This is a genomic window from Thalassolituus oleivorans MIL-1, assembly GCF_000355675.1.
Classification (GTDB): domain Bacteria; phylum Pseudomonadota; class Gammaproteobacteria; order Pseudomonadales; family Oceanobacteraceae; genus Thalassolituus; species Thalassolituus oleivorans.
The window spans coordinates 1975291-1988001 of sequence record NC_020888.1; the positions used below are offsets into that span (position 1 = coordinate 1975291).

Sequence of the window (12711 nt, forward strand, 5' to 3'; positions counted from 1 at the left end):
TAGCCCTTAGAGCGTCAAGCCGCCTTAGTGTGTACTTGGACGACTTGTGTCGTCTTTTTGTACGGAACCTTCTTCTTTGGTTATTATTTCACCAGACAATGGCTCCGGAGCTCTTTCCAAGGCCAAATCTAGAACTTCATCGATCCAATCGACCGGAACGATTTTTAGGTCCGCTTTTATGTTGTCAGGGATATCACGAAGGTCTTTTTCGTTCTCTTTAGGAATAATGACCGTCTTAATGCCACCGCGGTGAGCAGCTAACAATTTTTCTTTCAAGCCGCCAATCGGTAACACTTTACCACGCAGCGTGATCTCACCCGTCATGGCCACTTCAGCTCGTACAGGAATGCCGGTCATAACCGATGCAAGGGCCGTTGCCATACCGATACCAGCACTAGGACCATCTTTCGGCGTAGCCCCCTCTGGAACGTGCACATGAAGGTCGTGCTTCTCGAAGTAGTCTTCAGCAATACCCATACCGGCGGCTCGCGAGCGAATAACCGTCAGCGCAGCCTGAATAGACTCCTGCATCACATCACCTAACGAGCCAGTTTTAATAATTCGACCCTTGCCTGGCGTTACTGCTGATTCTAGCGTTAATAATTCGCCACCAACGGATGTCCATGCCAACCCAGTAACCTGACCAATCTGATTATCAGCACTGGCCAAACCGTACTGGAATTTTTTAACGCCTAGATACTCTTCTAGCAATTCAGCTGTAATTTCACGCTGACTCGTCGTTTTATCCAGCATGTTAGCTTTAACCACGCGACGGCATAATTTCGCAATTTCGCGCTCAAGACCACGAACGCCAGCCTCGCGAGTATAATGGCGTACTATGTCGCTTAGACGTTCGTCGGGTACTAAAATTTCTTTATCACCCAAACCATTCAATTTAATCTGCTTTGGCAGCAAATACCGGCGACCAATGCTTACTTTTTCGGCTTCTGTGTAACCCGGTATGCGAATAACTTCCATGCGATCCAATAGTGGGCCCGGAATATCCATACTATTTGAAGTACATACGAACATCACATCCGAAAGGTCGTAATCAACTTCTAAATAATGATCCGCAAAAGTCGAGTTTTGCTCAGGATCTAACACCTCTAGCAAAGCAGAAGCTGGATCACCGCGGTTATCCATACCCATTTTGTCAATTTCATCTAACAAAAATAATGGATTTTTCACGCCGATTTTCGACATTTTCTGAATAAGTTTGCCTGGCATCGAACCAATGTAGGTACGACGATGACCACGAATTTCAGACTCATCGCGAACACCACCCAAAGCCATGCGAACAAATTTACGATTAGTCGCACGCGCAATGGACTTACCCAAAGATGTTTTACCAACACCTGGGGGGCCTACCAAGCAAAGAACGGCACCTTTTACTTTTTTTACACGGCTCTGCACCGCTAAATACTCGAGAATGCGTTCTTTAACTTCTTCTAGACCATAATGATCGGCATCTAAAATATCGCGAGCATTAGCAATATCATTATTAACGCGACTGCGTTTTTTCCACGGCACATTAACTAACCAATCAAGATAACCGCGCACAACGGATGCTTCTGCGCTCATAGGCGACATCATGCGTAATTTCTTTAATTCCGCATCGGCTTTATCTTTAGCGTCCTTCGGCATGCCTGCTTGTTCGATACGGTGAGTTAACTCATCAAATTCGTTAGTGCCGTCTTCGGAATCACCTAATTCTTTTTGAATGGCCTTCATTTGCTCATTCAAATAATACTCGCGCTGGCTTTTTTCCATCTGCTTTTTCACACGGCCGCGAATTCGCTTCTCGACTTTCAGCAGATCAATTTCGGATTCCATTAATTCCATTAAATGTTCAACGCGTTCTTTTGCGTCAATCATTTCCAGCACATCTTGTTTTTCGTCTAATTTCAACGAAATGTGTGCAGCAATGGTGTCAGCCAAACGGCTAGCATCTTCAATGGAAGAGATGGTTGATAAAACTTCGCTTGGTACTTTTTTCGACAACTGAACATACTGTTCGAAATGACCTGTTAATGAACGCAATAGAATTTCATTTTCGCGCTCAGTTAATTCTTTTGGCTCTTGTACCGTAACATCCCCACGGAACATTTCGCCTTCGTCGATCATGTCATTAAGATGAGCACGAACCTCACCCTCAACCAAAACTTTCACCGTACCATCTGGCAATTTCAATAATTGCAAAATAGTCGCAATCGTTCCGGTCTCGTGCATATCAGCAAGCGTGGGGGCATCATCAGCTGCATCCTTTTGTGCAACCAACATAATACGTTTATTTTCATTCATCGCTTCTTCGAGAGCCTGAATAGACTTCTCACGACCGACGAACAATGGAATAACCATGGCTGGAAAAACTACTACATCGCGTAGTGGTAAAAGAGGCAATACTTCACGACTCATGAAAGGCACCTAATGTAAAAATGATGTCACGTTAACGCTATAAAAATATAGTGGGGGTGATCTCAGCGGATTACAAGCCATAGAAACAACAAAAGGGACCAGAGGTCCCTTTTGTTTATCTTTCAGAACAATCTATAAAAAAATTTGCTCAGTCGTCGTCTGGTGAAACCTTACCAACGTCTGTGCTTTCATAGATCAAAATAGGCTCAGATTCGCCACGAATAACAGAATCTTCAATCACTACTTTGCTTACATGTTCTTCAGAAGGCACACGATACATGGTCTGCAATAATGCACCCTCCATGATCGAACGCAGACCACGAGCACCCGTCTTACGCTCCATAGCCAAGGTCGCAATTGCATCCAAGGCTGTTTCGCGGAATTCAAGCTCAACCGTTTCCATTTCGAACAGTTTTTCGTATTGGCGAACCAAAGAATTCTTCGGCTCAGTCAAGATACGAACTAAGGCATCTTTATCCAGCTCATCCAGTGTTGCCACAACAGGCAAACGACCGATAAATTCTGGAATCAAACCATACTTAACCAAATCGGATGGCTCTACTGCGCGTAGAACATCACCAACGGCCTTCTGATCTTTTTTGCCTTTCACGGTCGCAGAGAAACCAATACTGCTCTTCTCAGAACGATCGCGAATGATGTTATCCAAGCCCGCGAATGCACCACCACAAATAAATAGAATATTAGAGGTATCGACCTGTAAAAATTCTTGCTGTGGATGCTTACGCCCACCCTGAGGAGGAACAGATGCTACTGTACCTTCAATCAGTTTAAGCAAAGCTTGTTGCACACCCTCACCCGATACGTCACGAGTAATCGATGGGTTATCTGACTTACGAGAGATCTTGTCGATCTCATCGATATAGACGATACCGCGCTGCGCTTTTTCTACATCGTAATCGCATTTTTGCAGCAATTTCTGAATGATGTTTTCAACGTCTTCACCCACATAACCCGCTTCAGTCAGCGTAGTTGCATCGGCAATAGTGAAAGGAACATTCAGCAAACGCGCTAAGGTCTCTGCCAATAACGTTTTACCGCTACCAGTAGGACCAATCAGCAAAATGTTACTTTTAGATAGCTCAACACCGGCCTTGCCTGCACCGTAGTGCAAACGCTTGTAGTGGTTATAAACCGCTACCGCTAGCACGATCTTGGCTTTATCTTGCCCAATAACGTACTCATCAAGGGTACCCTTGATTTCTTGTGGCGTCGGCAGCTTATCTGAACCACCTTTATTTTCGGCTTCTTGCACTTCTTCGCGAATAATGTCGTTACACAGGTCGACACATTCGTCACAGATGAACACCGAAGGGCCGGCAATCAGCTTGCGTACTTCGTGCTGACTCTTACCGCAAAAGGAGCAGTAGAGCAGCTTGCCGCCATCTTCGCCTTTGCCTTTAGTATCGTCGGTCATTCGACTGCCTCGTAATTTTCTATGCGTATACCGAAAAGATGGGTCCTTTCGGTCAGTATTTCAACCCAGAAGAGAAAATATCTGGGTTACTTTCTATCAGCCGCGCTTAGTCAGCACTTCATCAATTAGGCCATAAGCCTTTGCCACATCAGCATCCATGAAGTTATCGCGCTCTGTATCTGCGGCAATCTTCTCTAGAGACTGACCCGTATGATGAGCCAGAATGCTGTTCAAGCGCTCTTTCGTGTTTTGAATGTTAGCAGCCTGAATCAAGATGTCTGTTGCTTGACCCTGAGCACCACCACTTGGCTGGTGAATCATGACGCGAGAATTTGGAACGCTGAAGCGTTTACCCGGCGCGCCTGCTGCCAACAAAAAGGCACCCATACTACAAGCCTGACCAATGACCATGGTGCTAACGTCTGGCTTAATAAATTGCATCGTGTCGTAAATCGACATACCTGCGGTAACCGAACCACCAGGAGAGTTGATATACAGGTGAATATCTTTATCCGGATTTTCAGATTCTAAGAACAACAGCTGCGCAACAACCAAGTTAGCCATATGATCTTCAACTGGCCCAACTAGAAAAATAACGCGCTCTTTCAGTAATCGGGAATAGATATCGTAGGAACGTTCACCGCGAGCGGACTGTTCTACGACCATGGGTACCAGAGCATTCTGGATAGTTTCTGATTGTTCTTTATTGGAGTCAAACATTCGGACTCTGCACTCCCTGACCTATGAATATTAACAAAAACAGCCGTATCCTTCGATAACGGCTGCTTTGAGTTTAGCCTTGAATTGGCTGAATGTCAGTTCCGATCAGAAACTTATCGTGCAGATTGATTCACCAAACGAATAACTTCTTCGTAATTGGATTCAACCTGAGACACTTTAGCCTGAGCCAGAACTTTCTCAACAACCTGCTCTTCCAAAGCCAAAGCTTCAACCTGAGCTTTTTGCTGTGGGTTAGTGTTGTAATAAGTACGTACTTCTTCTGGATCTTGATATGACGCAGCAACTTCTTCAATCAAAGCTTCTACTTTTTCTGCCGAAGGCGTCAATTCATTAGCTTCGATCGCTGCGTTCATCAACAAACCAATCGCAACGCGCTTTTCGGCTTGTTCTTTGAACAATTCTTTCGGCAGCATGTTCATATCGAACTTCTGGCCACCACCAAACTGCTGAACAGCTTGCTGACGCAGGCGATCAATTTCTTGATCCACGAGCGATGCTGGTACGTCGATATTGTTGCTTTCAACCAAACCAGCAATCACTTGCTGCTTAGCTAGGTTACGCAAGCCACGAGCCAATTCACGATCCATATTCTTACGGATTTCTGACTTAAACTCAGCCAAGTCAGCAGTTTCGATACCGAACGAACCAAAGAACTCAGCGTTCAATTCTGGCAGCTCAGGCTTCTTAACGGTTTGCACAGATACTTTGAACTGAGCAGGCTTACCTTTCAATTCTTCTTTGTGGTAATCCTCTGGGAAAGCAACGTCAAGCGTCTTCTCTTCGCCCGCTTTCGCGCCTACAAGGCCCGTTTCAAAACCTGGGATCATAGAGTTAGAACCCAAAGTTAGGCTATAGCCTGCAGCCTTACCGCCTTCAAACGCTTCACCATCGATGAAACCTTCGAAATCAATAACTACTTGGTCGCCATCAACGGCAGCTTCAGTGCTCTCTTCCCACTTAGCATGTTGCTTTTGTAGGTTTGTTAGCATGTTTTCAAGATCCGCATCAGTCACTTCAGCGGCTTTTTGCTCAACTTCAATTGCAGAGAAATCAGCAAGAGTGATCTCTGGATATACTTCAAACGTCGCTTTGAACTCTAAGTCTTTGCCGTCTTCATCAACGGTCGGCTCAAAGTTAGGCATACCCGCCAACTTCAAATCTTCGTCTTGAACAGCTTTAAAGAAAGACTGTTGCATTTGCTGGTAAATAGCTTCGTAACGAGCTTGCTTACCAAACATTTTTTTCGCTACGGCTGGAGGAATTTTACCAGCACGGAAACCATCAATACGGCGGCCTTTTGACAGCTTTTTCAGTTCAACAACAACTTTCTCTTCTACTTCTGCTGCTGGAACACCAATGGTCATACAACGCTGAAGACCAGATGTTGTCTCAATGGACACTTGCATAGATGCCTCTCAATACACGATTACAATGACGCAACAAGCTAACGGCTCGCTACAATAAATTCTGAAGGTCGCGGATTATAGCCCAAGGATTAAAGCGAATGAAACCATTTGCTGCCAGATTAGCTACAGGCGCGGAACATTTAGAGAAGATTAGGAGGTATACGGGGAAGAAGTGGGGTGGCCGACGGGGATCGAACCCGCGACAACAGGAATCACAATCCTGGACTCTACCAACTGAGCTACGGCCACCACATTGTTTGCTGAGCTTGCCAAATAATGGCGCACCCGGCAGGGATTGAACCTGCAACCCTCGGCTTAGAAGGCCGATGCTCTATCCAATTGAGCTACGGGCGCATGTCCATTCAATCCAAGGGATTAAATGGTCGGGGTAGAGAGATTCGAACTCCCGACATCCTGGTCCCAAACCAGGCGCGCTACCAGACTGCGCTATACCCCGAACAACACTATCAGAGCAATGCCCCTCAAGTGGCTGCGCATATTATAGATCGCCCCTTGGGTCGTCAACGACTTTTTGAAAAAAATGTGTAAAAACAACCGGTTCCACTCTTTTTGAGGTTTAGTGGTGATTCATAACCCCTACCCTCTTTGTTTTAACCGCTCAGCGTGAGAAAATCGCGCGCTTTGATGAATAGCTACAGGTTAATCGCTCCTATGACCGCAACACTGATCGATGGCAAGGCAACTGCCGAAGCAATGCGTGAATCCATTAAACGCAAGGTAGAGGTACGGCTAGCAGCCGGTCAACGCGCTCCCGGATTAGCGGTAATTCTTGTCGGCTCAGACCCTGCGTCAGAAGTTTATGTATCGCACAAGCGTAAAGACTGCGAACAAGTTGGCATCATCAGCAAAGCTTACGATTTACCCGCTACAACCAGCCAACAAGAACTGATCGAGCTAATTGATCAACTCAACAACGACGCTGAAATCGACGGCATATTGGTACAACTACCACTACCCGCTGGTTTAAAAGCTGATGAAATTTTAGAGCGCATTGCACCAACCAAAGATGTTGATGGTTTTCACCCATTTAACGTAGGTCGCTTAGCGCAGCGTATTCCGCTATTACGCCCTTGCACCCCTGCTGGCATCGTAGATTTACTCGACGGCACTGGTCACGACATCACCGGCATGCACGCTGTAATTGTTGGTGCTTCCAATATCGTTGGCCGCCCAATGGGGCTAGAACTGCTATTAAAAGGCTGCACAGTGACGACTTGTCACCGCTTTACCAAAGACCTAGCGTCATTTGTAAGCCAAGCCGACATCGTGGTCGTTGCGGTTGGTAAGCCTGGCATCGTAAAAGGCGAATGGATCAAAGAAGGCGCCATCGTTATCGACGTGGGCATCAACCGCTTAGACAACGGCAAACTGGTTGGCGACGTTGATTTTGCCGCTGCCGCAGAGCGCGCTAGTTTTATCACTCCAGTTCCTGGTGGCGTCGGCCCAATGACCCGCGCAAAGCTGTTAGAGAACACGCTAATTGCCTGTGAGTCATTGCATAAAGCCTAACCAAACCGCAAAAAGCACCTAGATCATTGCAACTGCCAGAGCTCGCCGCTGTCAGTTGCAATCCAGATACGACCTTTCGAATCTTCCAACAGCGCCCTTAGCCGCTGATTTTCTTCTTCAAAGTAACGCTGTTCATTAGTAACCGATTCGCCCCTCATCACTACGCGATTTAGATGCTGCAATTTCAGCGCACCCAATAAAAAATCACCCTGCCAGTCATACCGATTTTGCTTAACCGTGAGCAAACTTCCCGGTGCAATAGAGGGTATATAAACCTTTTTAGCGTCAATCATGCCGGGCTTAGACTCCTCACCGACGCTTAATGGCCCCCAGTATTCCTTACCTAAAGACACCTCAGCCCAACCGTAATTACCGCCCTTTTCGATACGATTTAGCTCATCACCACCGCGCGGGCCGTGTTCGCTCTCCCACAACTGACCTTTACGAACCGCCAAACCTTGTGGATTGCGATGGCCATAACTCCAGATCTCAGGCAATGCACCTCCTCTTCCGACAAAAGGATTGTCTGCCGGCACACGCCCATCACGATGCAATCGTATTATGCTTCCGGCGTGCGTAGTGAGATCTTGGCCATTGGCGCGATTACCGCGATCACCCACGCCAAAAAACACATAATCACCAATAAACGCGATACGACTACCAAAATGACGCCCTTCCTCACTGGCCGACTTAGTCACCAACAAGGTTTGCCAATTTTGTAGCGCCGTTAACGAATCATTCAACTTCGCTCGCCCGAGTGCGGTTGCGCCCATGTCGTTATTGACGGGCGTAGCGTAAGTGAAATAAATCCAACCTAAATCGCTATCACCCAGCTTATAGTCAGAAGGTACCGCAACATCCAGCAAGCCACCTTGCCCTATCACCGCCACCTTCGGCGCCCCACCAACCAATGTTTTAACTCCAGAATCCATATCAAACAACACCAACGAACCCGCTTTTTGCGTAATCAGTAAATGCTTATCCGACACCTGAGCCATCCCCCAGGGCTTACTAAAACCTTTAACCATTACATTAGGCTTGGGCGAGACGTCCGCCAACGCGCCACTAAAAAAGAGCGGCGAAAACAGAAGTAAAAACCAATGAAGCCTAAAAACAGAAGACGCAACAGAGAACATGGGCAAACCTTGTATTTATTAAGAGTGAATACACAGACATTGATAATTCTGACAGCATACCAGCCGATTTGTATCCTCATTTTAAAAACAAGAATTCGCTGTCACATACTGCGATTATTGAAACTAATAACCAGTGGCCAGATTGCTTGATCATTAACCCACGCATCATCACCGGCTAGGGTATGATGATTTTGTAACCCACCTTGGGATCATTATGAAACGTTATAAAATTATTCATCGCACGTATTACAACTACAGCGACACAGTAACGCTCGGTGCCCAGCATCTGCTCTTGCGCCCACGTGAAGGTCACGACCTGCGCATCGAATCGTTTGTATTGAAAATTTCACCCGATGCGAAAATTTATTGGCATCGTGATGTCGAAGGTAATTCGGTTGCCATCGCTAACTTTTCCAGCCCTACACAGCAACTCACCATTGAAAGTGAAGTCATTATTCAACAGTACAATGAATCACCGTTGGATTTCATCGTTGCTGATTATGCGATTAATTATCCTTTTTTATACAGCAAGAGCGATCAGTTTTTACTATCACCCTACCGGGTATTACCCGACCAAAAAACGCGAGAATTATTGAATAACTGGATATTTAATGTCTGGAAGTCAGGCGAACAAGTCCAAACTTATACCCTGCTACAACGACTTGCTAAAACCGTATACACCACACTCTCATACAAAGTAAGGGAAGAGCCCGGCGTGCAAACCGCCGAGCAAACGCTCTCGCTCGGTTCTGGATCATGCCGTGATTTTGCCCTGCTGTTTATGGAAGCGGTTAAATGCCTCGGGCTCGCAGCTCGATTTGTCAGTGGCTATTTGCATGCGCCATTAATGTCGAACCAAGTAGGCTCGACTCACGCATGGGCCGAAGTGTATATACCCGGCGGCGGTTGGAAAGGATTTGATCCGACGATAGGCGACATAGTAGGCACAGATCACATCCCCGTCGCCGTATCACGGTTAGCAGAAGCCGTGCCGCCGATATCTGGATCCTTTGCGGGTTTTGCAGAATCGAAGCTGGATGTTGGGGTTTGGGTAAGTGCGTGTTGAATAAATACAGAGATCTAGTGTGACCGTAGACAACAGATTAAGAGAATAGAGCCCAAGTAGATCGAGTCAGGCCCTATTGGGTTACTTTGCCGTTATTTCTGTTCCAAGCGTTACTGGCGATAGAGACGCACAATTTCGTAACGGTTAAAGCCGGTATGCCGTTGATGGTTATGGCCATAACAGAAATTGGAAAACAGATGTAGGAAAAAGAAAAAATCGTTACGGTTTTGAAACCAGTACTCACCGTAGTTTGGATCAAAGAAGCAGACGTCTTCTCCGTTCTGGCCGATATAAGCTGAAATAGCGTGAGAGCCGTTAGCGCGTTGTCCATCCAGGATAATCAAGACATGTCCACCTTGAATGCGTTCCAATTCAGTTTTCAGGGCACCACTGTTCATAGGTATTCGGGTACTAGAGTGAATACCAATACCCTGATTACGAAACCAGTTCTGGTATCCCATTCTCCAGTCTGGAAAAGTAGCTAAATTATTTTGCCACTGAGAAATGCGCTGGTATTCATTATGATTGAATGGAATAAAAGTGCGCGTATTGGGAATCCGGTAGGCACCCAAGTGGGTTACCAGTGAATCATCCAATGCATGATACTTGATCCAGTGGCAAGATAATCCCATACAAATCCCGTTGCCAGTTGGGGCTTGTATAAAGTGCAAGGGGAAGCCTTGACTGAAGTCCCATGTGCAGTGGCCTTGAAAATTATCGGCTAGTTGTTGAACATTGTTCAGAGGGTAAGCTCGGTGCGGCATATTATGCTCCTTCAAAGATATTAATTGCTGAGGGTTACATGCTTATACGGTGCGAGCTTGAGGAAAGTTGCAGTTGAATTTTTTATTTTTACGCATAACTATGACTACGCGTAACGATGACTGTGCATGTACTTCTTAAACTATCCGCATAACGATGACTGTCCATGTACGTCTAGCTCGTCACTAGAAAACTAAACAAATGAGTTGTTTGATTTCTCAATCTCGATCTCAACACACAGTGCAGAGTATGAATCGTTCGCCGCATATTTTAACTGATAATCCTGCAACGGAAATGCAGCCCAGTTGGACGTCTGAGCGCTTTTTGTTAGACGTTGCCCAAACAACATGGCAACAGCAACTCTCGCGCCTACCTTCTGTTTAACACCGGTAAACTTCTGCACTTTTGACGAAAGCTCTAGAGTGTTTTCTACCTTAATACCAAACTTCTGAAGAATTATTTTTTTATCATCAGCCAACCCAAAGCCGACTTTTTTGATGCTTGCATTACTCAATACTTGAGCAGTTTCCTCAACGGCTTCAGGAAATATCGTAGGAAAAATGAATGTTTTTGACAGGCAAGATAGCTGAATAAGATGAGGGCCAGAACTTACCTCTCCTTTTTTAAAGGTAGGCTTACTCTCAGTATCAAACCCAAGCACTGAATGTTTTATCAACTCAGAGACAGCCGCAATTGCCTCCGCCTTATTGGTTACAACGACAATATTAGCCAGATCAACACCTTGATAAACCGGTAATTCTCTAATCTGTTCCTTGGTTGGCCTGTTAAAGGGGACTTCCACTAAATGCTACCTCCAATAAATGCGTATCCAAAAATAGCTCTCTTTAAACTCGTGAGAGTAACTGATTAGAGTGACTGTCCATTTAGTTATTGATTAGAGTGACTGTCCATTTAGTTATAGTTAGGACTAATCCTGCCAGCGCTCAGGGCTGTATGAAAATACCGGCAGAGATAACTGCCATCGGATAGCGATTAAACGCAATGCCAGGCCACAGCTGAACGAAGCCAGCAAGGTGAGGTCATGATCAAACCCAGCGTCGTGCAGCGTCAGGTACAGCCCTGCAACCAAAAGAGAAACACTCGCGTAAAGTTCTTTTTGCAACACCTGAGGGGTCTGATTGCAGAGAATATCGCGCAGAATGCCACCAAAAATACCGGTAATGACACCCGACATAATCACCACCGGCAGGTCGTAATTCAGGGCCAGCGCAACATTACAGCCAATGATGGTGAAAGCCACCAGTCCCATAGCATCCAGAATCAAGAACAGTTGCTGCAAGCGATGCATAAAACGCGCGACCACCATGGTCATTAAACCGGCAGTAATCGTCAGATAAATGTAGGAAGGATGCTGGGTCCAGTTTACCGGGAAGTTACCCAACAACATATCGCGCACAGTACCGCCGCCGAGCGCGGTAATAAAAGCAATCAACACCACGCCAAACATATCCATCTGACGTTTGCCGGCGGCAAGTGCCCCAGACATGGCTTCAGCGGTAATAGCAATAAGATAGACAGTCGTAAGCACACAGAGCTCCAGTGAAAGTCTGTGCCCCTCCCCCTGTCCTCGGTACCTGAGAGTTTGACCGGACACATAGGTATGGCCGGCTTGCTCCTTCGGTGGGTGCCTGAGCACCGCTCTCCAGATGGCAAATGTTTCTGAGTCGCAGTCCTGGGTACCTGAGCGTTTATGGGAGTTTGCGCCTTCGGTGGCCAGCAGCGCTGGCTCTCTCCTGCGAGAGCCAACATTGTAGACAATTGCCGTGAGAAACGGAACCAGAGGCTTAACTCGAAACGCAATCAATCCTGAAGACTCAACTCTCCCTCCAGTACCAGTGGATCAAAATCATAGCCGTTTCATAGAAAGCCCCGTCCTAGAACCCTCATCCTAAAACCCCAATTCGCTTAAACCCGGATGGTCGTCAGGGCGACGTCCCAATGGCCAATGAAACTTCCGCTCGTCTTCACGGATCGGATGCTCATTAATGCTCGCGATGCGCCAACGCAACCTTGTGTGGATCTCGGGAGTTCCAGCCATCCTCCGCGAGACGAATTTTCTCAATCGCGGTTTGCTCATTAAACGGCGGTAAAGGGGGTCTGCTCATTTCATACACTCCTTCAAAAAATTCGGGGTAGAACCCTTGTTTCTTTCACCAGCCAGAGCATCAGGTCTCTGACGAACTCCTGATCCTGCTCATG

Annotated in this window: 11 protein-coding genes, 3 tRNA genes and 2 riboswitches; of the genes, 2 read left to right on the plus strand and 12 right to left on the minus strand. The window is 46.4% G+C overall.

From position 1 onward, the window contains the following. Nucleotides 1-24: 24 nt before the first annotated feature. The 7 genes from lon to TOL_RS08960 all read right to left on the minus strand — a co-directional run bounded on the left by lon (nucleotide 25) and on the right by TOL_RS08960 (nucleotide 6454). Complete coding sequence (gene lon, locus TOL_RS08930; RefSeq protein WP_015486996.1) at nucleotides 25-2415, minus strand: endopeptidase La; 2391 nt, start codon at nucleotides 2413-2415, stop codon at nucleotides 25-27. Nucleotides 2416-2563: 148 nt separating this feature from the next. Continuing rightward, nucleotides 2564-3850, minus strand: a complete 1287-nt coding sequence (gene clpX, locus TOL_RS08935) for an ATP-dependent Clp protease ATP-binding subunit ClpX (RefSeq protein ID WP_015486997.1) — start codon at nucleotides 3848-3850, stop codon at nucleotides 2564-2566. 96 nt (nucleotides 3851-3946) lie between these two features. Then, nucleotides 3947-4570 carry an ATP-dependent Clp endopeptidase proteolytic subunit ClpP gene (clpP, locus tag TOL_RS08940; protein WP_015486998.1) on the minus strand — a complete coding sequence of 208 codons (624 nt, stop codon included), beginning with the start codon at nucleotides 4568-4570 and terminating at the stop codon, nucleotides 3947-3949. Between the two features lie 113 nt (nucleotides 4571-4683). Further along, on the minus strand, nucleotides 4684-5997 hold the full coding sequence (gene tig, locus TOL_RS08945; protein WP_015486999.1) for a trigger factor: 1314 nt from the start codon (nucleotides 5995-5997) through the stop codon (nucleotides 4684-4686). 173 nt (nucleotides 5998-6170) lie between these two features. Next, nucleotides 6171-6246: transfer RNA gene (locus TOL_RS08950), tRNA-His, on the minus strand. A 28-nt stretch (nucleotides 6247-6274) separates the two neighbouring features. Then, nucleotides 6275-6351, minus strand: a tRNA-Arg gene (locus TOL_RS08955). Between the two features lie 26 nt (nucleotides 6352-6377). After that, nucleotides 6378-6454 (minus strand) — tRNA-Pro (locus TOL_RS08960). Between the two features lie 215 nt (nucleotides 6455-6669). Between TOL_RS08960 and folD the strand changes: the two genes are divergently transcribed. Beyond that, nucleotides 6670-7527 carry a bifunctional methylenetetrahydrofolate dehydrogenase/methenyltetrahydrofolate cyclohydrolase FolD gene (folD, locus tag TOL_RS08965; RefSeq protein WP_015487000.1) on the plus strand — a complete coding sequence of 286 codons (858 nt, stop codon included), beginning with the start codon at nucleotides 6670-6672 and terminating at the stop codon, nucleotides 7525-7527. 23 nt (nucleotides 7528-7550) lie between these two features. On the opposite strand, the gene TOL_RS08970 is transcribed toward folD, so the two are convergent. Continuing rightward, a complete protein-coding gene (locus TOL_RS08970) occupies nucleotides 7551-8663 on the minus strand; it encodes a PQQ-dependent sugar dehydrogenase (protein ID WP_015487001.1) in 1113 nt (370 codons plus the stop codon). A gap of 214 nt (nucleotides 8664-8877) precedes the next feature. On the opposite strand from TOL_RS08970, the gene TOL_RS08975 reads away from it, so the two are divergent. Next, complete coding sequence (locus TOL_RS08975) at nucleotides 8878-9729, plus strand: transglutaminase family protein (protein WP_015487002.1); 852 nt, start codon at nucleotides 8878-8880, stop codon at nucleotides 9727-9729. Between the two features lie 110 nt (nucleotides 9730-9839). Here the strand turns inward: TOL_RS08975 and TOL_RS08980 are convergent, their stop codons facing one another. The 4 genes from TOL_RS08980 to TOL_RS19295 form a co-directional block, all read right to left on the minus strand. Beyond that, on the minus strand, nucleotides 9840-10493 hold the full coding sequence (locus TOL_RS08980; protein WP_015487003.1) for a YopT-type cysteine protease domain-containing protein: 654 nt from the start codon (nucleotides 10491-10493) through the stop codon (nucleotides 9840-9842). Between the two features lie 191 nt (nucleotides 10494-10684). Beyond that, a complete protein-coding gene (locus tag TOL_RS08985; protein WP_015487004.1) occupies nucleotides 10685-11293 on the minus strand; it encodes a 3'-5' exonuclease in 609 nt (202 codons plus the stop codon). A gap of 126 nt (nucleotides 11294-11419) precedes the next feature. After that, nucleotides 11420-12040 carry a trimeric intracellular cation channel family protein gene (locus TOL_RS08990; protein WP_015487005.1) on the minus strand — a complete coding sequence of 207 codons (621 nt, stop codon included), beginning with the start codon at nucleotides 12038-12040 and terminating at the stop codon, nucleotides 11420-11422. A gap of 23 nt (nucleotides 12041-12063) precedes the next feature. Continuing rightward, a riboswitch (glycine riboswitch) is annotated at nucleotides 12064-12168 on the minus strand. A 1-nt stretch (nucleotide 12169) separates the two neighbouring features. Further along, nucleotides 12170-12258, minus strand: a riboswitch (glycine riboswitch). Between the two features lie 236 nt (nucleotides 12259-12494). Further along, nucleotides 12495-12617: a DUF1348 family protein gene (locus TOL_RS19295; protein ID WP_015487006.1), complete on the minus strand. Its 123-nt coding sequence runs from the start codon at nucleotides 12615-12617 to the stop codon at nucleotides 12495-12497. Nucleotides 12618-12711 lie beyond the last annotated feature (94 nt).